The organism is Kitasatospora sp. NPDC048298, assembly GCF_043201465.1.
In the GTDB taxonomy this organism is placed as follows: Bacteria; Actinomycetota; Actinomycetes; order Streptomycetales; family Streptomycetaceae; genus Kitasatospora.
In genome coordinates this window covers 40,351-61,482 of sequence record NZ_JBICYZ010000026.1, presented here as the reverse complement: position 1 = coordinate 61,482, position 21,132 = coordinate 40,351, and the positions used below count along the sequence as shown (strand labels likewise).

Genomic DNA, 21,132 nt, shown 5'->3' with positions numbered 1-21,132 from the left:
AGGTGTCCAGTCTCTCTGCGGCGGGCGGCGGGTCTACAGGCGCATGAGGCCGGAGGCCAGGCACATCACGGAGCCGAAGGCGAGCACCAGGATGACGCCCTTCGACTGCTTCTGCTTCCAGAAGGAGATGACTCCGCCGGCCAGGAAGAGGCCGACGAAGACGAGGATCATCGCGGTGTTGCTCACAGCGCACCCTTGGTCGACGGGAGGATTCCGGCCGCGCGCGGGTCGCGCTCGGCGGCGTAGCGCAGCGCCCGGGCCAGCGCCTTGAACTGGCACTCCACGATGTGGTGCGCGTTGCGCCCGTACGGCACGTGGACGTGCAGCGCGATCTGCGCCTGGGCCACGAAGGACTCCAGGATGTGCCGGGTCATGGTGGTGTCGTACGAGCCGATCATCGGCGCGATGCCCTCGGGCTCGGTGTGCACCAGGTACGGCCGGCCGGAGAGGTCCACGGTGACCTGGGCGAGCGACTCGTCCAGCGGCACCGTGCAGTTGCCGAAGCGGTAGATGCCCACCTTGTCGCCGAGCGCCTGCTTGAAGGCGGCGCCGAGCGCGAGGGCGGTGTCCTCGATGGTGTGGTGGGTGTCGATGTGCAGGTCACCGTCGGTCTTGACGGTGAGGTCGAACAGGCCGTGCCGGCCGAGCTGGTCGAGCATGTGGTCGTAGAAGCCGACGCCCGTGGAGATGTCGGTCCTCCCGGTGCCGTCGAGGTCTATCTCGACCAGGACCGAGGTCTCCTTGGTGGTGCGCTCGACGCGTCCGATGCGGGACATGGGGGTTACAGCTCCTTGATCACAGTGCGGACGGCGTCCAGGAAGGCGTCGTTCTCGGCGGGCGTGCCGGCGGTGACGCGCAGCCACCCGGGGACGCCGTTGTCGCGGACCAGGACGCCCTGGTCGAGGATCGCCTGCCACACCGCGTGGGTGTCGGCGAAGCGGCCGAACTGGACGAAGTTGGCGTCCGAGTCGGTGACCTCCAGGCCCATCCCGCGCAGCGCGTCGACCAGCCGGTCGCGCTCCTCCTTGAGCCGCCCGACGTACCCGAGCAGGGTGTCGGTGTGCTCCAGGCAGGCCAGCGCGGTGGCCTGGGTGACAGCCGACAGGTGGTACGGCAGGCGCACCAGCTGCACCGCGTCCACCACGGCCGGGTCGGCGGCCAGGTAGCCCAGGCGCAGCCCGGCCGCGCCGAAGGCCTTGGACATGGTGCGGCTGACCACCAGGTTGGGCCGGCCCTCGATCAGCGGCAGCAGCGAGGCGCGGTGCGAGAACTCGACGTACGCCTCGTCCACCACGACCAGGCTGGGCCGGGCGGCCTGCGCGGCCTCGTACAGCCGCAGCACGGTGTCGGCGTCCACGGCGGTGCCGGTCGGGTTGTTGGGCGAGCAGATGAACACCACGTTGGGCCGGTGCTCCGCGATGGCGGCGACGGCGGCGTCCACGTCGATGGTGAAGTCGTCGTTGCGCGGCCCGGAGATCCAGGCGGTGCCGGTGCCCCGGGAGATCAGCGCGTGCATGGAGTACGAGGGCTCGAAGCCGAGCGCGCTGCGGCCGGGGCCGCCGAAGGTCTGCAGCAGCTGCTGGAGCACCTCGTTGGAGCCGTTGGCGGCCCACACCTGCGCCCGGCCGACCGGGAAGCCGGTGGTCTCGGCGAGGTACGCGGCGAGGCCCTCGCGCAGCTCGACCGCGTCCCGGTCGGGGTAGCGGTTCAGCCCGCGGGCGGCCTCGGCGACGCGCTCGGCGATCCGGGCCACCAGTTCCTCGGGCAGCGGGTACGGGTTCTCGTTGGTGTTCAGCTGGACGGGCACGTCCAGCTGCGGCGCGCCGTACGGGGACTGGCCGCGCAGCTCGTCCCGGACGGGGAGGTCGTCGATGCGAGTCATGTGAGTCACGAGCCGGGCACCGTCCAGTCGAAGCGGGCCTTGATCGCGTCCCCGTGCCCCGGCAGGTCCTCGGCGTTCGCCAGGTTGACCACGTGCGCGGCGACGTCCGCCAGCGCGTCCCGGTCGTACTCGACGACCTGGACACCGCGCAGGAAGGTCTGCACCGACAGCCCGGAGGAGTGGCAGGCGCAGCCGCCGGTCGGCAGCACGTGGTTGGAGCCGGCCGCGTAGTCGCCCAGCGAGACCGGGGTCCAGCGGCCGATGAAGATCGCGCCGGCGTTGACCACCCGGGCCGCCACCGCGTGCGCGTCCCGGGTCTGGATCTCCAGGTGCTCGGCCGCGTACGCGTTGACCACGGCGAGGCCCTGCTCCAGGTCGTCGACCAGGATGATGCCGGACTGCTTGCCGCCCAGCGCCTCGGCCACCCGCTCGGCGTGCTTGGTCCGCGCGACCTGCGCGGCCAGCTCGGCCTCGACGGCGTCGGCGAGCGCCGGGGAGTCGGTGACCAGCACCGAGCCGGAGGTCGGCCCGTGCTCGGCCTGGCTGATCAGGTCGGCGGCGACGTCGGACGCCAGCGCGCTGTCGTCGGCGAGGACGGCGATCTCGGTCGGGCCGGCCTCGGAGTCGATGCCGATCCGGCCGGCGAAGTAGCGCTTGGCGGCGGCCACGTAGATGTTGCCCGGACCGGTCACCACGTTGACCGGCGCGCACTCCTCGGTGCCGAGGGCGAACATCGCGACCGCCTGGGCGCCGCCGACGGAGTAGACCTCGTCCACGCCGAGCAGCGCGCAGGCCGCCAGGACGGCCGGGTGGACGCGTCCCCCGAACTCCTTCTGCGGCGGGGAGGTGACCGCGATGCCCCGGACGCCCGCCTCCTGGGCCGGCACCACGTTCATCACCACGGAGGACGGGTAGACCGCCAGCCCGCCCGGCACGTACAGGCCGACCCGCTCGACCGGCACCCAGCGCTGGGTGACGGTGCCGCCCGGCACCACCTGGGTGGTGTGCCCGGTGCGGCGCTGGTCCGCGTGCACGGCGCGGGCCCGGCGGATCGACTCCTCCAGCGCGGCCCGCACCTTCGGGTCCAGCGTCTCCAGCGCGGCGGTGAGCTGCTCGGCCGGGACACGGGTCGACTCCAGCCGGACGCCGTCGAAGCGCTCGGTGATCTCGATCAGCGCCGCGACCCCGCGATGGCGTACGTCCTCGGCGATCGGCCGCACCTTCTCCAGGGCGGCCGCGACGTCGAACTCGGCACGGGGCAGCAGGTCACGCGGGTCGTCCAGCGAGCCGCGGAGGTCGATTCGAGAGATCACGCCACCCAGTGTAAGGAGTGGCCGGAACCGCTGGTCCCGCATTTCAGTCCGTGATACGAAAGGCGAGACGACCGGGGGACGGGGGAAACCATGGCGGAGCGTGCTCCGGAGGGCTGGACGGGGGTCGAGCAGCGGCTCTGGGAGGCTTACCGCCAAGGTGTGATCCTGGACCTGCGAACGGGCGACGCGGACGCCGACGACCCCTTCGGCGACGCCGACTGGGGCCCCGAGCGCACCGTCCGCGCCGAGGTGCTCGCCCACCTGCTGCTGGCCGGCCCGCGGCCCGCCCCCGGGCGGGTCGCCTCGCTGCGGTTCAGCGGCGTGCTGGTCACCGGCGCGCTCAACCTGGCCGGCGCCGCCATAGACCGCTACATCGAGCTCCACGAGTGCCGCTTCGAGCACAAGATCCTGCTCTCCGAGGCCTCGGCCCCGACGCTGCGCTTCGTGAACTGCCTGATCCCCCGGCTGGAGGCCTCCCGGATCTCCACCACTGGCGACCTCCACCTGGCCCGCTGCCGGCTCCCCGAGGGCATCCGGCTCACCGACGCCAAGATCGGCACCGACCTGCTGCTCAACCAGACGCACGTCGGCGGCGACCGCTACGGCCGGGCCGTCTCCGCCGACGGGATCACCGTCAACCAGGACTTCGAAGCCGAACGCCTGGAGACCCGGGGCGAGTTGAGCATACGCACGGCCCGGATAGGCGGCCGGCTCTCGCTGCGCGGCGCCCAGCTGCACGCCGACCGCCGGCACAACCAGACCTGCCTCAACGCCGTCCGGGTCACCATCGGCCACACCCTCTACCTGACCGGCTCCGCCGACCTCGGCTGGATCGGCTCCCGGGGCTACTACGGCTCCGGCTACGGCCAGGTCCCGCCGCCCGACGGCCCCGTCACCCCGTTCCGGGCCTTCGGTCGGGTCCGGCTGTCCGACTCCCGCTTCGAGGGCGCCTGCCTGATCTCCGGCGAGTTCCACCTGGAGGACGACGACGAGCTCTCGCTGCGCCGCATCCAGACCCCCGAGCTGCGGTTCTCCTGCGACTTCCGCCCCACCGGCACCGTCTCGCTCTCCCGCGCCCGGGTCGGCAACCTGGTCGACCGGCCGCACGCCTGGCCGCTCGGCAAGCACCTGGGCCTCACCGGCTTCGTCTACGAGAACCTGCGCCCGATCAGCACGTTCACCGTCCAGCAGCGGATCGCCTGGCTGGAGGGCTCCTCGGTGGACTTCCAGCCCGAGTCCTACGAGCAGCTGGCCGCCGCCCTGCGCCGCGACGGCGCCGACGACGACGCCCGCGAGGTGCTCTACGCCAAGCAGCGCCGGCGCCGCCGCACCCTGCCGCTGCCCGCCCGCGCCTGGGGCGCGGTCCAGGACGCCACCGTCGGCTACGGCTACCGGCCGGGCCGGGCGGGCCTGTGGCTGCTGCTCGCCTGGATCCTCGGCAGCCTCTGGTTCGCCACCCACCCGCCGGAGCCGCTCAAGGCCGACGAGCGCCCGCACTGGAACGCGGTGCTGTACACCCTGAACCAGCTGCTGCCGATCGTGGACCTCAACCAGGGCGGCTGGAACCCGGGCGGCCTCTCCCAGTGGATCTCCGCCGGGCTGGTCGTCATCGGCTGGTTGCTCGCCTCCACGGTCGTCGCCGGCGCCACGCGGATGCTCCAGCGTGGCTGAGCCGGGCGGCGGCGGGGGCCGCCGACCGGGTGGCCTCGTCATCCGTGCGACAAGGCCCCCGTCCGGGGAACTACGCTGTCCGCCGTGACAGAACGGCTGCCGCTCTTCCCGCTGAACACCGTGCTCTACCCGGGCCTGGTGCTGCCCCTGAACGTCTTCGAGGAGCGCTACCGCCGTCTCGTCGCCGACCTGCTCGAACACTCCGAGGACACCCCCCGGCGGTTCGGCGTGCTCGCGATCAGGGACGGCCGGGAGGTCGCGCCGGTCAGGCCCGAGGAGGGCCCGGCCGGCCCGTTGGACGGCCTCGGCACCGCCACCGGGGACCCGTTGGAGGCGCTGTTCCACATCGGCTGCGTCGCCGACGTCGCCTCCGTCGAGCACCAGCCGGACGGCCGCTACGAGCTGCTGGTCACCGGCACCACCCGGTTCCGGCTGCGCTCGGCGGACGTCTCCGGCCCGTACCTGACCGGCGAGATCGAGCCGATCGAGGAGCTCCCCGGCGAGGGCTCCGGCGCTCTGGCCTCCGAGGTCGAGCGGGCGTTCCGGGTCTACCAGAAGCGCCTGGCCGGCGCCCGCGAGGCCAGCACCGTCGGCCGCCAGGAGCTCCCGGACGACCCCCAGGTGCTCTCCTACCTGGTCGCCGCCGCCTCGGTGTTCGAGACCCCGGTCAAGCAGCGGCTGCTCGCCTGCCCGGACACCGCCCAGCGGCTGCGCGCCGAGCTCGACCTGCTGCGCCGCGAGACCGCCGTCCTCAGCTGGCTGCCCTCGCTGCCCGCCGCCGACCTCACCCGCCAGCGCTTCAGCCCCAACTGACCGAGGAGCCCGAGGACCCCGCATGGCCAAGAAGAGCAGGAAGGGCGGGCAGGGCACCCCCGCCACCGTCGCCCTGGAAGCCTCCGCCGTCCCGTTCACCGTGCACGCCTACGACCACGACCCGGCCGCCGCCTCCTACGGCGGCGAGGCCGCCGAGGCCCTCGGTGTCACGCCCGAGCGGGTCTTCAAGACCCTCGTCGCCGACGTGGACGGCACCCTCACCGTCGGCGTGGTCCCGGTCGCCGGCCAGCTCGACCTCAAGGCCCTGGCGGCGGCCGTCGGCGGCAAGCGCGCCGCCATGGCCGACCCGGCCGCCGCCGAGCGCAGCAGCGGCTACGTCCGCGGCGGCATCTCCCCGCTGGGCCAGCGCCGCCCGCTGCGCACCGTCGTCGACGCCAGCGCGCTCGGCCACCCCACCGTCTACGTCTCGGCCGGCCGCCGCGGCCTCGAAGTGGAACTCGCCCCCGCCGACCTGGTCGCGCTCACCGGGGCCCACACCGCCGCCATCGCCCGCTGAGCCCGCCGCACCGGGCCCGCGGGCAGCCGGTCAGCGTTCCGGGCCGCTCCCCGTCCCCGGCCCGGCCCACTGCCCCGTCGGCGCGCCCGTCGGAGTCCCCGTCGGCGTGCCCGTCGGCGGCACCCCCAGCTGAGCCTGCGCGACCGGCGCCCAGTACGGCGGCGGATCCTCCTCGCGCTTCCCGAACGCGGCCGAGAGCAGGAGCAGCACCACCATCGCCGTCATCGGCCAGACCAGCAGCGCCCCCAGCGCCCCCAGGTCGATGCTCGCGTCGAAGTGGCCGCCGTCGCCGACCCGCCGGGCCTGGCCGATCAGGTCGCCGCTCGGCCCGAGCCACCGCCCGATCCGCCAGGCCCCGATCGATCCGAGCAGCCCGCCGACGGTCAGCCCCACCGCGACCGCGATGCCGCCGCCGCGCCGCCGGGTCACCAGGAAGGCCCCGAGCGCGGTCAGGATCCCGGCCCCCAGGGCTATGAGCACGAACACCGCGTCGGCCCCGGCCCGCTGCTCGCCCTCGGGGTCGGCGTAGAGGATGCGGTCCCCGTCCACCAGCAGCGGCACCTTCGGCGCCAGCCAGACCCACAGCCCGGCCACCACCAGTGCGGCCACCAGACAGGCGACCACGACACCGGCACCGACCCGCACCTCCGGCAGCAGCCGCTTCCCCAGCGGAGTCGTCCCCTCCCCGAAGGCGGTGGCGCCGTGCGCCGGCGGCGCGAACGGGTCGGGCGCTGCGTCCGGCTCCGCCTGCGCATCGGCGGGGGCGGGATCCGGAGGTGTGTTCGGTACGGTCACAGGCCCCATCGTTTCACGACGGCCACTCGAACGACCCACCACCGTACCCACGGAACCGGGACGGTCCCGCCACGGGACGCCCCTACCGCGAGACCGCCCGCCGGTACGCCCAGGTGGCGACGGCCAGCGACACCACGCCCACCCCCGCGCAGACCGCGAGGTCCCCGAGCACCAGCGCCCAGTCCGGATCCGGCGCGAAGGTCCGTGCGAAGGCGTCCACCCCGTACGTGGACGGCAGCAGGTCCCGCAGCCACTGCACCGGCTGCGGCAGGTGCTCCGCCGGCAGCACGCCCAGCAGCAGGGCGGCCGACATCCCGAGCTGCCCGAGCATCGTCGCGATCTCCTGCCGCGGCGCCAGCAGCCCGCAGGCCGCCCCCAGCCCCGACAGCGCGGCCCCGGCCAGCGGCACGACCGCCAGCAGCACCCACAGCTGCCCGAGCGGCAGCCCGAACGTCACCGCCCCGAACGCCGCCGTGGCGAGCGTCCCGGGCAGGGTGAAGGAGGCGTACGCGGCGGCCGTCCCCAGCACCACCGAGGCGGCCGGCACCGGCAGCGTCGCGTAGTGGTCGAGCCCGCCGGTGGCCCGCAGCTTCCCGAAGTACTGGGCGAGCAGGTTCAGCGCGACGAAGGCCACCACCAGCACGCTCGCGCCGGCGACCACCGACCGCGCCTCCGAGGACTGCCCGGCGTCCACCACGCCCCGCATCATCACCAGGATGCCGACGGACTGGAAGGTGGCCACGAACAGCAGCGGGATGCGCGCCACCCGCGCCCGGGCGAGCTGCGCCCGGTACACGGCCGCGAGCGCCGGCAGCAGCCCGGCCGCGGGGGCGAGCGGAGCGGGGGCGGCCGTGGACCGGCGGGTCTCCGGCGGCACCGAGAGCAGTGTCACTTGGCCAGTCCTCCGTGGCGGCCGCCCAGCTTGAGGTAGGCGTCCTCAAGGCTCGGGGTGGCGAGGGTGAAGTCGTCGAGCGCGGCGAAGGCCGGGCCGGTGGTGACGGCGGCGACCAGTTCGCGGGCCTGCTCGGGGGTGGTGCGGACGGTCCAGCGGCGCCCGGTGCACTCGGCCCGTTCGCGCAGCGCGGCGACGGCGGGCACGCCGACCGGCGCCTCGTCCCGCCAGACCAGGTCCAGCCGGACATCGCCGTCCACCAGTGCCTTGAGCCCGCCGGGCGTGTCGCAGGCGATCACCCGGCCGTCGTCGACCACGGCGACCCGGTCGAGCACCGTCTCCGCCTCGATCACGTTGTGGGTGACCAGCAGCACCGTCGTCCCGTGCTCGGCGCGCCGCCGGTCCACGGCACTCCACACGGCCCGCCGGGCGACGGGGTCCATGCCGGTGGTGGGCTCGTCCAGGACGAGCAGCGGCCGCTCCCCCACCAGGGTGGCGGCGAAGCAGGCGAGCCGCCGCTGTCCGCCGGACAGCTTGGCGAGCGGCCGGGTGGCGATCGGCTCCAGCCCGAGTTCGGCCAGCACGTCCGCGGCCGCGCCGCGGGCCTGCGCCCGGGTGAGTCCGCGCAGCCGTCCGGTGGTCTCGGCGGCAAGCGCCACGGTCAGCTCGTCCAGCGCGGTGGATTCCTGCCCGAGGTAGCCGAGCAGCCGGGCGGCCCGGTCGGGGTGGCGCACGATGTCGTGACCGAGGAGTTCGACGGATCCCGAGTCGGGGCGCAGCAGCCCGGTGAGCTGGCGCACCAGCGTCGACTTCCCGGCCCCGTTCGGCCCGAGCAGCCCGAAGATCTCGCCCTGGCGGACGGTGAGGCTGATGCCGTCGTTGGCCCGGATCTCGGTGGCGGCCGCGCCGCGTCCGCTGCGGTAGGTCCTGACCAGGTCGCGTACGGCCACGCACGGCTGGGGTTCCTCGGGTGCTCGCCCGGCCGTCTCGTTCACGACCGACGACTCTACGCGCTCATACAGGCGAACCGGACAAGGGGGCCTCGGACCGGTCGGGTCGGCTCAGTCCTCGACGACCATCGACCCGCCCGGCACCCGCGCCGCCAGTTCCTTCCAGAACCCGGCCCGGATGGCGTAGCGGTCGTGTTCGTCGATCTGGTCGTCCTTGTGCGCCAGCAGTCCGAAGCGGGCGGCGTAGCGCAGCAGCTCGCCGTCCACCCGGTGCGGGATCCGCGGGTAGTCGGGCCAGAGCACGGTGAGTCTCTCGTTGTCGCCGAGGCGTTCGCTCCAGCGGCGGGCGAAGACCTGCCCGACCTCGTGGGCGTCGCCGCCGATGGAGGTGATGTCCTCCTCGCGGTCGGCCCAGCGCTGCTCGGCGGTGGTGAGCTGGGCGAGGGTGGGCAGGCTGTCGCCGGCGGTGACGGCGGGCTCCGGGGCGGGCCGGTCCACCCAGCCCCGGTCGGAGGACCAGCGCAGCACCGGCCCGCCCTGCGCGGCGGCGGCGTGCCCGTTGGTGGCGTGGCCGTTGGTGGCGCCGGCCACCGGGGTGACCGGGGTGACGGAGGGGGCGCGCCCGGCCAGGTCCTTCGGTGTCGGTACGACCTTGAGCGCGGCCGCGGCCGGCTGCGGCCGTCCGTCGACGGCGGGGGCGGTGCTCTCCGGGGCCGCGGCGGCGGCTGCCTCGGCGGCGGCCGGGCGGACCACCGGCGGCACCACGGTGGGCAGCGTGGCGGGCGGGGCGGCGAGGATCTTGGCGATCTCCTGCCGGGCGCCCGGGGCCGGGAACAGGCTGGAGTGCTCGCGCAGCGAGAAGGACCCCTCGATCCACTCCCGGTCCAGCACCCGCCGCTCGTCCGCCTCGCCGACCAGGTCCTCGGACTGGTTGAAGTCGCCGTCGGCGGCCTGCAGGGCCCACAGGTGGACGGCCACCCCGTGTTCCTTGGCGGTCATCATGCCGGGCAGCAGGTCCCCGTCGCCGGTGATCAGCACGACGTCGGCGCAGGCCCGGTTGCGGGCGAGTTCGGAGAGTTCGGCGTGCATCGCGGCGTCCACGCCCTTCTGCACCCAGCGCCCCTCGGCCCGGGTGAGCGCGCCCAGCCGTACGGTGACCCGGGGCAGCACCCGCAGCCGCCGGTGCTCGGGCATCGGGCGCCGGTCGGGCGCGGCGTCGAACCAGTAGATCCGCAGCAGCGGCAGCCCGGTCTCGGCCTCGGCCCGCTCGCGCAGTGCGGTGATCAGGGCCGTGTGGTTCACGGTGACCCTGGAACGGGACGGATCCCCGGCGAGCAGGCTGGCGGCGGCGCCCAGCAGGTATCCGGCGTCCACCAGGACGACACAGCGGTCCATCGCGCACCTCTTTTCGCTCGCCCTCGGAATCAGTCGGGTGGATCGATTCGGGAACGGGCCGGTCGGCCCGTCGTCCGGACGTGCCGAGGTGAGGGGCCCCCGTCGCCGCCCGATCGTTGGGTCAGCTTTTACCCGCGGTTCGCCCGCCGAACCTCGCCGCTTGTCCCGGTACCGCAACAGCCGCCCCGGCCGGGAGCGGACAGAAGCGAGGGCGGGCCCCGTACAACGACGGGGCCCGCCCTGGGTCACGCGGCGGTGTTCCGGACGGTGGACACCGGTGGTCCGGCCGGTGCGGCTCGGCCGGGGACGCTCAGCCCCTGAGCTCGGCGGCGACCAGCTCGGCCAGCTGGACGGCGTTCAGCGCGGCGCCCTTGCGCAGGTTGTCGTTCGAGACGAACAGCGACAGGCCGTTGTCCACCGTCTCGTCCGCCCGGACGCGGCCGACGTAGCTCGGGTCCCGGCCGGCGGCCTGGAGCGGGGTGGGGATGTCGGACAGCTCGACGCCGGGGGCGCCGCCGAGCAGCTCGACGGCGCGCTCGGGGCTGATCGGGCGCTCGAAGCGGGCGTTGATCTGCAGCGAGTGGCCGGAGAAGACCGGGACGCGCACGCAGGTGCCGGAGACCTTCAGCTCGGGGATGCCGAGGATCTTGCGGCTCTCGTGGCGGAGCTTCTGCTCCTCGTCGGTCTCGTTGGAGCCGTCGTCCACGAGGGAGCCGGCCAGCGGCACCACGTTGAAGGCGATCGGCCGCGCGTAGACCCTGGGCTCGGGGAACTCGACGGCACCGCCGTCGTGGGCGAGCCCGGCGGCGCCCTCCACGACCTTGGCGGCCTGGTCCTGCAGCTCGGCGACGCCGGCCACACCGCTGCCGGAGACGGCCTGGTAGGTGGAGACGACGAGCGCGGCCAGGCCGGCCTCCTCGTGCAGCGGGCGCAGCACGGGCATGGCGGCCATGGTGGTGCAGTTCGGGTTGGCGATGATGCCCTTGGGGCGGTCCGCGACGGCCTCCGGGTTGACCTCGGAGACGACCAGCGGGACCTCGGGGTCGCGGCGCCAGGCGGAGGAGTTGTCGATCACGACGGCACCGGCCGCGGCGACCTTGGGGGCCAGGGCCTTGGAGGTCGAGCCCCCGGCCGAGAAGATCACGATGTCGAGGCCGGTGTAGTCGGCCGTGGCCGCGTCCTCGACGGTGACCTCGGTGCCCTGCCAGGGCAGCGTGCGCCCGGCCGAGCGGGCCGAGGCGAACAGCCGCAGCTGCTCCACCGGAAAGTTGCGCTCCGCCAGGATCTCGCGGACCACGCCGCCGACCTGGCCGGTGGCGCCGACAATGCCGATCTTCATCTCCGACTACTCCTCTGAATGGTGCTGTTCACGGCCGCACTCCGTCCATCATGCCTTGTCACGCGGGTGGGGCTGCCTGGCGTTCCACGGTGTGAGAGGCCGCCCGGACGGACTCTAGTGGTCCAGACCACTGGCGAGGGCCAGTGCGGCGCGGACCTCCGCCTCCCCGGCCGGCAGCAGGGGCAGCCGCACGTCGGGGGTCGGGATGCGGCCCTGGGCGTGCAGCACGCCCTTGGTCACCGTCGGGTTCGGCGCGGTGAAGGCGGACAGCGCCAGGCCGGTCAGCCGGTGCCCGAGCGCCCGAGCCCGCGCCACGTCCCCGGCCTGCCAGGCCTCGACCAGCTCGACGAACCGGCCGGTCGCCAGGTGGGCGGAGGCGAGGATGCCGCCGGCCGCGCCGAGCGCCAGCATCGGCGAGAGGTACGCGTCCTCGCCGGTGAGGAACGCGAACCCCGCGGGGGCGTCGGCGAGCAGTTCGGCGGCCGTCTGGTCCAGCCCGCCGGTCGCGTACTTGACGCCCACCACGCCCTCGATCGCGGCGAGTTCGCGCAGCGCGGCGGTGGAGAGCTGCTGCCCGGTGCGGTACGGGATGTGGTAGACGAGCAGCGGCAGCGGGCTGCTCGCGGCCAGCGCCCGGAAGTGTGCGACCGTCCCGGCCTCGCCGGCCCGGACGAAGGACGGCGTGGTGACCAGCGCCGCGGCCTGCGGCACCCGCGCGCCGAGCGCGGCCAGCGCCTCGCCGACGGCCCGGGTGTCGCCGCCGGAGGCGCCGACGGTCAGCTGCGCCCCGCGCGCGGCGCAGGCGGCCGCGGCGACGTCCACCACCGCGTCCCGCTCCCCGGCGGTCAGCGCGGCCGGCTCGCCGGTGGTGCCGAGGGCGACCAGCCCGGCCGCGCCGGCGTCCAGGAGCTCGTACGAGAGCTTCTCCAGCGCGTCGAGGGCGACGGAGCCGTCGGCGGCGAAGGGGGTGATCAGGGGGACGTGGATGCCCTTGAGTTCCATGCCCACGATCCTGCGGCGCGCCGATCGCCCAGGTCCAGTTCACATTTCCGACGCTACTCGTAAGCTGAGCCGATGCTCGGGCCGTGCTCGGGCCGGTGCCCGACTAGGCTGGACCGATGCTGGACGTCCGACGCCTGCGCCTGCTGCGCGAACTCGCCCACCTCGGCACCATCGCGGCCGTCGCCGAGGCGCTCTCCTTCAGCCCCTCGGCCGTGTCCCAGCAGCTGTCCGTCCTGGAGAAGGAGGCGGGCGTCCCGCTGCTGGAGCGCACCGGGCGGCGGGTCACCCTCACCCCGGCCGGGCGCAACCTGGTCCGGCACGCCGAGGCCGTGCTCGCCCTGCTGGAGCAGGCCGGCGCCGAACTCGCCCACACCAAGCGGGGGTTGGCCGGCCCACTGCGGATCGGCACCTACCCCTCGGCGGCCCGGGCGATCATCCCGGGGGTGCTCGCCGAACTGGCGAGCTGGCACCCGGGGCTGGAGCCGATGGTCACCGAGGTGGACCCGGCGGCCGTCGGCGCGGCGCTGCGGGCGGGCGAGCTGGACGTGGCACTGGTGCACGAGTACGACCTCGTCCCGACCGACCCGGAGCCGGGCCTCGCGGTGACCCGCCCGGTCTTCACCGAGCCCATGTACCTGGCCGCCCGCGTCCCGGGCACCGTCGCCGAGCAGCGCGCCGCGCCGTGGATCATGTCCCCGCCCGACACGCTCTGCCACACCATGGCCGTCCGCGCCTGCGAGGCGGCTGGCTTCGCGCCCCGGATCCGGCACCAGATCGACGACTTCACCACCGTGCTGGCCCTGGTGGCGGCCGGCCAGGGCGTCGCCCTGGTGCCCCACCTGGGCACGGCCGGACTCCCGCCCGGCGTCGTCCTCACCCGCCTGCCGATGTACCGCCGCACCCGCGCCGCCTTCCGCGCCGGCGCCGGCTCCCACCCGGCCATCTCCGCCTTCGTCTCGGCCCTGCACACGGCCGTCCCACCCGGCCTCGGCAGCGGCACCTGACACCCCCACACCCTCCCGACGCCGCCCACCGCCGCTCCCCCAACAGCAGCTCCCCGCGCCCGTTTCCCCTCCGCTTCCCTCCCGCCCCCTGCCTCCTTCCCCTCCCCACAACAGAAGTTCCCCGCGCCCGAAGGGGCGCGGGGAACTGCGCGAAGCGGAAGGCCGCTACCCGCACTCAAGCACCGGCAGCCGCTCCCGGCCGCCGCCCGGTCTCACCCCGCCAGACAGCTCGGCCCGAGCAGCTGCTTCAGGTCCCCGAACAGCGCCGGGTCCGACTTCACCCGGTGCCGGTCCAACCGCAGCACCGTGGTCTTGTTGCGGCCCTCCAGCCGCACCCGCACCTCGGTGGTGCCGCGGTGGCTCCCGAGCACCTCGCCGAGCCGGGCCACCAGCGGCGGGGTGACCTTCCCACTCGGGATGTTGATGGTGATCGGCGCCTCGGCGTGGGCGTTCGACAGGTCGGGGACGGACAGCTCCATCCCCATCAACCGCGGCACGTCCTCCCGCTTGTCCAGCTTGCCGCGCACGAACACCACGGCGTCCTCGACCAGTTGCGAGGAAACCAGCTGGTAGCTCGCCGGGAAGAACATGCAGTCGATGGACCCCGCGAGGTCCTCCACCGTCGCGATCGCCCACGCGTTGCCCTGCTTGGTCATCTTCCGCTGGAGGCCCGAGATGATGCCGCCGATGGTGATGATCGTCCCGTCCGGCCGCTCCGCGAGGTCGGCCACCGCGCAGTCCGCCTTGTCGGCGAGCACATGCTCGATGCCGTGCAGCGGGTGCGAGGAGACGTACAGGCCGAGCATCTCCCGCTCCTGGGTGAGCAGGAAGGACTTCTCCCACTCCTCCTCGGAGAAGACGACGTCCAGTCCGAAGCTCGGCTCGTCCGTGGTGGCGTCGCCGCCGAAGAGGTCGAACTGCCCCTCGGCCTCCTTGCGCTTCACGCCGACGACGTTGTCGATCATCGGCTCGAACTGCGCGCTCAGGCCCTTGCGGGTGTGCCCGAGCGAGTCGAACGCACCGGCCTTGATCAGCGATTCGACGGTCCGCTTGTTGCAGACCACCGACTCCACCTTGTCCAGGAAGTCGGGGAAGGACGCGAACTTCCCCTTCGCCTTCCGGGTCCGGATCATCGAGTCGACCACCGGCCCACCGACGTTGCGGATGGCGGTCAGGCCGAAGCGGACCAGGGTGTCACCGTGCGGGGTGAAGTCCGAGTCCGACTCGTTGACGTCCGGCGGCAGCACCTGGATGCCCATCTTGCGGCACTCGTTGAGGTAGACCGCGGACTTGTCCTTGTCGTCCTTGACGGAGGTGAGCAGACCGGACATGTACTCGGCCGGGTAGTTGGCCTTGAGGTAGGCGGTCCAGTACGAGACCAGCCCGTAGCCGGCGGTGTGCGCTTTGTTGAACGCGTAGCCGGAGAAGGGGACGAGGACGTCCCACACGGCCTGGATGGCCGCGTCGGAGTAGCCGCGCTCGCGGCAGCCCTTCTGGAAGGGGACGAACTCCGCCTCCAGGATCTCCTTCTTCTTCTTGCCCATCGCCCGGCGCAGCAGGTCGGCCTGGCCGAGGGAGTAGCCGGCCAGGATCTGCGCGGCCTTCTGCACCTGCTCCTGGTAGACGATCAGGCCGTACGTCGGCCGGAGCACCTCCTCCAGGGGCTTCTCCAGCTCCGGGTGGATCGGGGTGATCTCCTGCTGCCCGTTCTTGCGCAGCGCGTAGTTCGTATGGGAGTTGACGCCCATCGGGCCCGGGCGGTACAGCGCCAGGACGGCGGAGATGTCCTCGAAGTTGTCGGGCTTCATCAGGCGCAGCAGCGAGCGCATCGGCCCGCCGTCGAGCTGGAAGACGCCGAGCGTGTCGCCGCGGGCGAGGAGTTCGTAGGTCGGCTTGTCGTCCAGGGGCAGATCAAGCAGGTTGATCTTGACGCCCTTGTTCTTCTCGATCGCCTTGACGGCGTCGTCCATGATCGTCAGGTTGCGCAGGCCGAGGAAGTCCATCTTGAGGAGGCCGAGGCCCTCACAAGTGGGGTAGTCGAACTGCGTGATGGTGACGCCGTCGGTGTGCCGGGTCCAGACCGGGATGTGGTCGGTCAGCGGCTCGGCGGACATGATGACGCCCGCGGCGTGCACGCCGGGCTGGCGGATCAGGCCCTCGATGCCGCGCGCGGTGTCGATGACCTTCCGGACGTCCGGGTCGGTCTCGTACAGCCCGCGGATCTCCCCGGCCTCGCTGTAGCGCGGGTGCGAGGAGTCGGTGATGCCGGAGAGCGGGATGCCCTTGCCCATGACGTCCGGCGGCATCGCCTTGGTGATCCGGTCGCCCATCGCGTACGGGTAGCCGAGGACGCGCGAGGAGTCCTTGATGGCGGCCTTCGCCTTGATGGTGCCGTACGTGACGATCATGGCGACCTTGTCGGATCCCCACTTCTCGGTCACGTAGCGGATCACGTCACCGCGCCGGCGCTCGTCGAAGTCGATGTCGACGTCGGGCATGGAGATGCGCTCGGGGTTGAGGAAGCGCTCGAAGATCAGGCCGTGCGGGATCGGGTCGAGGTCGGTGATGCCCATCGCGTACGCGACCAGCGAGCCGGCCGCCGAACCACGGCCGGGGCCCACCGCGATGCCCTGGCTCTTGGCCCACATGATGAAGTCGGCGACCACGAGGAAGTACGCCGGGAACCCCATCTGGATGATGGTGTCCATCTCGTACTCGGCGAGCTTCTTGTGCTCCTCGTCGTACCCGTTCGGGAAGCGCCAGTCCATGCCCTCCCAGACCTTGGACTTGAAGAAGTCCGCCTCGGACTCGAAGCCCTCCGGGATGGGGAAGCGGGGCATCAGGTTCTTGAACTTGAACATGCCCTCGGTGTCGACCCGGGAGGCGACGAGCAGCTGGCTGTTGCGGCAGCCCTCCTGCCAGGCGTCGGAGGAGTCGAGGGCGTACATCTCGGCCGCGGACTTGATGTAGTAGCCGGTGCCGTCGAAGCGGAAGCGGTCCGGGTCCGAGAGGTTCTTGCCGGTCTGGACGCAGAGCAGCAGGTCGTGCGCGCCGGCGTCGGCCTCGGTGGTGTAGTGCGAGTCGTTGGTGACGACCGGGGGGATGTCCAGCTTCCGGCTGATCTCCAGCAACCCGTCGCGGACCCGCTTCTCGATGTCGAGGCCGTGGTCCATCAGCTCCAGGAAGTAGTTCTCCTTGCCGAAGATGTCCCGGTAGTCGGCGGCCGACTTGAGGGCCTCGTCGAACTGGCCGAGGCGCAGCCGGGTCTGCACCTCGCCGGAGGGGCAGCCGGTGGTGGCCATCAGGCCGCCGGAGAGCTCGGAGATCAGCTCCTTGTCCATCCGGGGCCACTTCACCAGCCAGCCCTCGGCGTAGGAGCGCGAGGTCAGCTTGAAGAGGTTGTGCAGGCCCTCCTTGTTGCGGGCCCAGATGGTCTTGTGGGTGTACGCGCCGGACGCGGAGACGTCGTCCCGCTTCTGGTGCGGCTGGCCCCACAGGATGCGCTTGGTGTTGGAGCGGGACTCGGGGGCGACGTACGCCTCGATGCCGATGACGGGGGTGATGCCGGCGTCGGTGGCCTGCCGGTGGAACTCGGCGGCGCCGTACATGTTGCCGTGGTCGGTCATCGCCACGTGGGTCTGACCGAGGCGCTCGACCTCCTTGAACATCTGCTTCAGCCGGGCGGCGCCGTCCAGCATCGAGTACTCGGTGTGGACGTGCAGATGCGCGAACGGCTGGTCGCTCAAGGCGGGGCCTCCGGAGGCTCTGGTGCTGGTCTGGTGGGCCGGCGAACGCGCAGGTCACAGGGGATGCCCTGGAAATGGATGTGGCCCGGAGCGCCTCTCGGGGCCCGGACCACCACTCACACGTTCACGCGTCTACTCTAGCCCCCTCGAACAGCTGACGACCCAGTCCCGAGAGGCGCGCCGCGGCGGCCTCGCGGACCTCCGGCACCTCCAGCGGATCGTCCCGCAGGCGGCCGAGGCGGGCCCGCACGGCGGGCCGGTCGGGGGCGTGGCGGACGGCGCGGAGCCGGGCCCGCGGTTCGCAGTCGTCCAGCGACTCGACGTACACCTCGGGCATGCCCGCGGCCCCCATCGCCGCCAGCGCCTCCAGGTAGGCGGGGCGCTCGGACGAGTGCGGGGTCGAGAGCCAGAAGCGGCGCAGCAGGGAGACGGCGTCGGCGGCCCGCTGGCCGAAGCGGGCGAGGTCGCGGGCGAGGGCGGCGGGGCCGCACCAGGTCCGCGCCACCCAGCACCGCTCCAGCTCGGCGACCAGGGCCGGAATGTCGCGCTCGTCGCCGGGGCCCGCCGGTGGGTACGCGTCGCCGCGGTCCGGGCAGGCCTCCTTCGCGGGGTGGTGCGGGGTCGGGCCGTCCGGCGCCGGGGCGGGGTCCGGCAGTGCCGCCCGGGCCTGCGCCGAGCCGCCGAGCGCGAGCAGTTCCAGGACGCGGGTGGCCCGGTGCCGGGTGCCCTCGTCGCCGGGCAGGAGCTCCACCACCGGCGCGAGCGGCAGCCCCAAGTCCCGGACCAGGCGGGCGAGGTAGCGGTCCCGGTCGTCGGCCGTCGGGTCCCACCGCCAGTCCCAGCGGATGCAGCCGTACACCAGCTCGGCGACCGACGGGCCGTCCTCGGCGGCGATCAGCGCGCCCTGGCCGCGGCCGCGCTGCAGGAGCCCGGGCAGGGTGGTCGTCGGCGCGTAGTGGTCGCTGTGCATGGGGTCCATCGTGCCGCAGCCCCCGGGGCACGGGCGGTGGGGCGGGCGATCGGGCGGCGGTCGGACGGCGGTCGGACGGCGGGCAAGGGGGCGTAGCTCGTTCAGGTGATGACACGCCGAGGCCCGCTCCCCGGCTTCCTCCGAACACGTACAACTGTCCTGCACCTCGCCCACACCGCGAAGGAATGACAGCCATGGCCCAGCTGGAGTCCGGCCTCTACACCATCCAGAACGGCGACGCCAGGATCGGCCGAGCCCGCCACGAGGCCCTGGACCTCGCCCCCAAAGCCGTCTTCGCCAACACCGACGACGAGGACGCGGTCTGGGTCGTCGAGGCCTTCCCCAACAACCACTACCGGCTCTACGCCAAGGGCGCCCCGACCGCCGTGGAGGACCTCAAGCCCGCCGGCCCGCTGGTCTCCCTCCTCCTCGACCAGGGCGACGCCACCGAGTGGGAGCTGATCCCGGTGGCCGGCGCCCCGGACACCTACCGGATCAAGTCCCCGCACGGTTCGTCGTGGACCGTCCTCGAACCCGGCAGGCAGAGCCGGATCGAGGTCATCCCCGTCCTCGAAGGCTCCACCGCCTTCACCTTCGAGAAGATCGACGTGTAACCCCCGCCCCCGAGCCGCGGCCCCTCGCCCAGCCCCCGCGCGGGGCCGCACCCTCCCCGCCGCCGCTGCCGCTGTCGGCGGGCAAGCGGCCCCGCCGCGCCGGTCCGCCCGGGCCCGGCGGGGCGGGTGGCCCGAGTGGCGAACCGCCGGGCGCGAGGAGATGGTGGCCGGGAGAGACCCCTCACCAGAAAGGGCGATCATGCCCGAGGTCACCTCCCCGTACGCGACCGGCACCCCGTGCTGGGTCGATCTGATGGCCAAGGACCAGCAGGCCGCGCTGGACTTCTACCGCGACCTCTTCGGCTGGCAGGGCCAGGTCGGCAAGAAGGAGTTCGGCGGCTACGCCGTCTGCGAGCTCGACGGCAAGGCCGTGGCCGGCATCGGCGCGGCGGTGTCCCCCGACGGGGCCCCGGAGCCGCCGACCGTCTGGACCAGCTACCTGGCCACCACCGACGCCCAGGCCACCCAGGACGCGATCGTCTCCGCGGGCGGCACCCTGCTCGCGCCGGCGATGGACGTCGGCACCCTGGGCCGGATGCTGATCGCTGCCGACCCGCAGGGCGCGGTGTTCGGCGCGTGGCAGCCGGGTGAGTTCTCCGGCGCCAAGGTCGTCAACCAGGCCGGTGCGCTGATCTGGAATGAGCTGCACACCAGTGACATCCCGGCCGCCACCGCCTTCTACGGCGAGGCGTTCGGCATCGAGATCGAGCCGCTGGAGGGCGTGGACTCGTACTGGGAGCTGCGCGTCGGCGGCCGCCCGGTGGGCGGCGCCACCCTGCTCTCCAACGACCCGCCCGGCATCCCGTCGCACTGGCTGACGTACTTCTCGGTCGACGACGTCGACTCCACCGTGGACGCCCTGGTCAGGAGCGGCGGCTCTGTCTTCGTCCCGCCCTTCGACATGATGGCCGGCCGGATGACCGTGGTCGCCGACCCGCAGGGCGCCCCCTTCGCGATGATCAAGCCCAAGCCGCTCCGACCCTGAGGATCTCCCGACCGCCCGGGCCGGCCGGCGCTCACCGCCGTACGGCCCGCAGCCATCCCGCGAGTCCGAGGCAGAGCAGGCACGCCCCCGCCAGCACCACCGGGATCACCACCGGCCCGCCGGACCCGCCGAGCGCCCCCACCACCGCCGGTACGACGGCGTTGCCGAGCATGCAGCAGAGCGTCAGCACCGAGGTCGCCTGCTGCGGCACCTCCGCCACGCCGGAGACCCAGGCGATCAGCGTCGGCAGCACCGGCGCCAGCGCCAGCCCGGCCAGCGGGTAGGCCGCCACCGCGAGGTGCGGCACGGCGGCGAGCGCCAGCGCGCCGAACGCGGCCGCCAGGTAGGCCGGCAGCGCGGTGCGGCCCGGCACCCGCCGGGTCAGCTGCGGGATCACCAGGCGGCCGACGGCCAGCCCGGCCCAGAACCCCGAGGCCGCGGTGGTCGCCGCCTGGGTGCTCCAGCCCTCGCGGACCAGCTGGGTCGACTGCCAGGCGCCGATGCTGGTCTCCAGGCCCGCGTACACCAGGCCGACCAGCAGGAACGGCAGGAACGCCACGACGACCCCGCCGCGCCGTCCGCCGGCCTCGCCGCGGTCCTCGGCCTCGGTCCGGGGCGTCGTGGCGAGCACCGCCCCGGCCCGCCCGACCAGGAAGCACGGCAGCGAGCACACCGCCGCCGCCAGCGCCAGCAGCCGGATGTCGGTTCGGCCCAGGGCCCCGGCGGCCAGCGGGCCCAGCATCGCGCCGATCCCGAACACCGCGTTCAGCCGGTTGACCATCACCACGCTGTTGCCCGCGAAGCCGCGCGCGAACGCCGTGTTGAGGGTGAGCGCCAGTCCGCCGTAGCCGACGCCGGCCACCGCCGCGCAGCCGAGGTAGCCGACCCAGCCGGGGCTGGCCGCCATCCCGGCCGCGCCCGCCGCGAAGACGGCGAGCAGGACGGGCGGCGCCGCCCTGACGTTCAGCCGCCGCCCGAGCAGGCCGATGCCGACGGTCGCGGCGAGCGCGCCGAGGTTGTAGGCGGAGACCACCCGTCCCACCTCGTGCTCGGCGCCGAAACGTTCCCGCAGGAAGGGCAGCGAGGCTCCGAGCGAGGCGGTGAGCACCCCCAGGACGAGGAAGACGCCGAACGCCGAGACGGCCGCCGACCTGGCCATCACCGGCGTGTCCGCCGCCCCGGACGCCACCCCCGCCGGCGCCCCCGACGGCGCCCCTGCCGGCACGTCCGCCGGCACGTCCGCC

The 21,132-nt window shown here is 73.5% G+C and carries 19 protein-coding genes; 6 read left to right on the top strand and 13 right to left on the bottom strand.

Annotated features, from left to right (window positions below; all coding sequences use genetic code 11):
- Positions 1-33: 33 nt before the first annotated feature.
- Genes ACGF0D_RS20345 through hisD form a run of 4 tightly spaced genes read right to left on the bottom strand, consistent with a single transcriptional unit; the run spans position 34 to position 3,195 of the window.
- Entirely contained in the window at positions 34-186 is a 153-nt protein-coding gene (locus ACGF0D_RS20345; protein ID WP_392870133.1) for a hypothetical protein, read from the bottom strand.
- Positions 183-776 carry an imidazoleglycerol-phosphate dehydratase HisB gene (gene hisB / locus ACGF0D_RS20340; protein ID WP_049650368.1) on the bottom strand — a complete coding sequence of 198 codons (594 nt, stop codon included), beginning with the start codon at positions 774-776 and terminating at the stop codon, positions 183-185. Before hisB ends, ACGF0D_RS20345 begins: the two co-directional genes overlap by 4 nt.
- A 5-nt stretch (positions 777-781) precedes the next feature.
- Positions 782-1,882 (bottom strand): histidinol-phosphate transaminase, encoded by a 1,101-nt coding sequence (locus tag ACGF0D_RS20335; protein ID WP_392869261.1) that lies wholly within the window; start codon positions 1,880-1,882, stop codon positions 782-784.
- A gap of 5 nt (positions 1,883-1,887) precedes the next feature.
- A complete protein-coding gene (gene hisD, locus ACGF0D_RS20330) occupies positions 1,888-3,195 on the bottom strand; it encodes a histidinol dehydrogenase (RefSeq protein ID WP_392918127.1) in 1,308 nt (435 codons plus the stop codon).
- 90 nt (positions 3,196-3,285) lie between these two features.
- Between hisD and ACGF0D_RS20325 the strand changes: the two genes are divergently transcribed.
- The 3 genes from ACGF0D_RS20325 to ybaK all read left to right on the top strand — a co-directional run bounded on the left by ACGF0D_RS20325 (position 3,286) and on the right by ybaK (position 6,196).
- Complete coding sequence (locus ACGF0D_RS20325) at positions 3,286-4,866, top strand: oxidoreductase (RefSeq protein ID WP_392869265.1); 1,581 nt, start codon at positions 3,286-3,288, stop codon at positions 4,864-4,866.
- A gap of 84 nt (positions 4,867-4,950) precedes the next feature.
- Positions 4,951-5,679 carry an LON peptidase substrate-binding domain-containing protein gene (locus ACGF0D_RS20320; RefSeq protein ID WP_392869267.1) on the top strand — a complete coding sequence of 243 codons (729 nt, stop codon included), beginning with the start codon at positions 4,951-4,953 and terminating at the stop codon, positions 5,677-5,679.
- 22 nt (positions 5,680-5,701) lie between these two features.
- Positions 5,702-6,196, top strand: a complete 495-nt coding sequence (gene ybaK / locus ACGF0D_RS20315) for a Cys-tRNA(Pro) deacylase (protein ID WP_392918124.1) — start codon at positions 5,702-5,704, stop codon at positions 6,194-6,196.
- Positions 6,197-6,226: 30 nt separating this feature from the next.
- On the opposite strand, the gene ACGF0D_RS20310 is transcribed toward ybaK, so the two are convergent.
- The 6 genes from ACGF0D_RS20310 to ACGF0D_RS20285 all read right to left on the bottom strand — a co-directional run bounded on the left by ACGF0D_RS20310 (position 6,227) and on the right by ACGF0D_RS20285 (position 12,569).
- Complete coding sequence (locus ACGF0D_RS20310; RefSeq protein ID WP_392918121.1) at positions 6,227-6,991, bottom strand: hypothetical protein; 765 nt, start codon at positions 6,989-6,991, stop codon at positions 6,227-6,229.
- Positions 6,992-7,073: 82 nt separating this feature from the next.
- Positions 7,074-7,883 carry an ABC transporter permease gene (locus tag ACGF0D_RS20305; protein ID WP_392869273.1) on the bottom strand — a complete coding sequence of 270 codons (810 nt, stop codon included), beginning with the start codon at positions 7,881-7,883 and terminating at the stop codon, positions 7,074-7,076.
- A complete protein-coding gene (locus ACGF0D_RS20300) occupies positions 7,880-8,878 on the bottom strand; it encodes an ABC transporter ATP-binding protein (RefSeq protein WP_392869275.1) in 999 nt (332 codons plus the stop codon). Before ACGF0D_RS20300 ends, ACGF0D_RS20305 begins: the two co-directional genes overlap by 4 nt.
- Positions 8,879-8,944: 66 nt before the next feature.
- The gene (locus tag ACGF0D_RS20295; RefSeq protein ID WP_392918118.1) at positions 8,945-10,228 is read right to left on the bottom strand and encodes an NYN domain-containing protein; all 1,284 of its coding nucleotides are present in this window, start codon (positions 10,226-10,228) and stop codon (positions 8,945-8,947) included.
- A 310-nt stretch (positions 10,229-10,538) separates the two neighbouring features.
- The gene (locus ACGF0D_RS20290; protein WP_392918115.1) at positions 10,539-11,567 is read right to left on the bottom strand and encodes an aspartate-semialdehyde dehydrogenase; all 1,029 of its coding nucleotides are present in this window, start codon (positions 11,565-11,567) and stop codon (positions 10,539-10,541) included.
- Positions 11,568-11,681: 114 nt separating this feature from the next.
- Positions 11,682-12,569, bottom strand: coding sequence for a dihydrodipicolinate synthase family protein (locus ACGF0D_RS20285; RefSeq protein WP_392918112.1), 888 nt, complete (start codon positions 12,567-12,569; stop codon positions 11,682-11,684).
- Between the two features lie 116 nt (positions 12,570-12,685).
- Between ACGF0D_RS20285 and ACGF0D_RS20280 the strand changes: the two genes are divergently transcribed.
- Entirely contained in the window at positions 12,686-13,573 is an 888-nt protein-coding gene (locus tag ACGF0D_RS20280) for a LysR family transcriptional regulator (protein WP_392869282.1), read from the top strand.
- 212 nt (positions 13,574-13,785) lie between these two features.
- On the opposite strand, the gene dnaE is transcribed toward ACGF0D_RS20280, so the two are convergent.
- Together dnaE and ACGF0D_RS20270 are read right to left on the bottom strand one after the other, a co-directional pair.
- The gene (dnaE, locus tag ACGF0D_RS20275) at positions 13,786-17,319 is read right to left on the bottom strand and encodes a DNA polymerase III subunit alpha (RefSeq protein ID WP_392918109.1); all 3,534 of its coding nucleotides are present in this window, start codon (positions 17,317-17,319) and stop codon (positions 13,786-13,788) included.
- Between the two features lie 124 nt (positions 17,320-17,443).
- Positions 17,444-18,289 (bottom strand): hypothetical protein, encoded by an 846-nt coding sequence (locus ACGF0D_RS20270; protein WP_392918106.1) that lies wholly within the window; start codon positions 18,287-18,289, stop codon positions 17,444-17,446.
- 194 nt (positions 18,290-18,483) lie between these two features.
- Between ACGF0D_RS20270 and ACGF0D_RS20265 the strand changes: the two genes are divergently transcribed.
- Together ACGF0D_RS20265 and ACGF0D_RS20260 are read left to right on the top strand one after the other, a co-directional pair.
- Positions 18,484-18,903 (top strand): I66 family serine proteinase inhibitor, encoded by a 420-nt coding sequence (locus ACGF0D_RS20265; protein ID WP_392869287.1) that lies wholly within the window; start codon positions 18,484-18,486, stop codon positions 18,901-18,903.
- Positions 18,904-19,102: 199 nt separating this feature from the next.
- On the top strand, positions 19,103-19,888 hold the full coding sequence (locus ACGF0D_RS20260; RefSeq protein ID WP_392869289.1) for a VOC family protein: 786 nt from the start codon (positions 19,103-19,105) through the stop codon (positions 19,886-19,888).
- A 31-nt stretch (positions 19,889-19,919) separates the two neighbouring features.
- Here ACGF0D_RS20260 and ACGF0D_RS20255 read toward each other — a convergent pair whose 3' ends face one another.
- Positions 19,920-21,047, bottom strand: coding sequence for an MFS transporter (locus ACGF0D_RS20255; RefSeq protein WP_392918103.1), 1,128 nt, complete (start codon positions 21,045-21,047; stop codon positions 19,920-19,922).
- Positions 21,048-21,132: the final 85 nt, after the last annotated feature.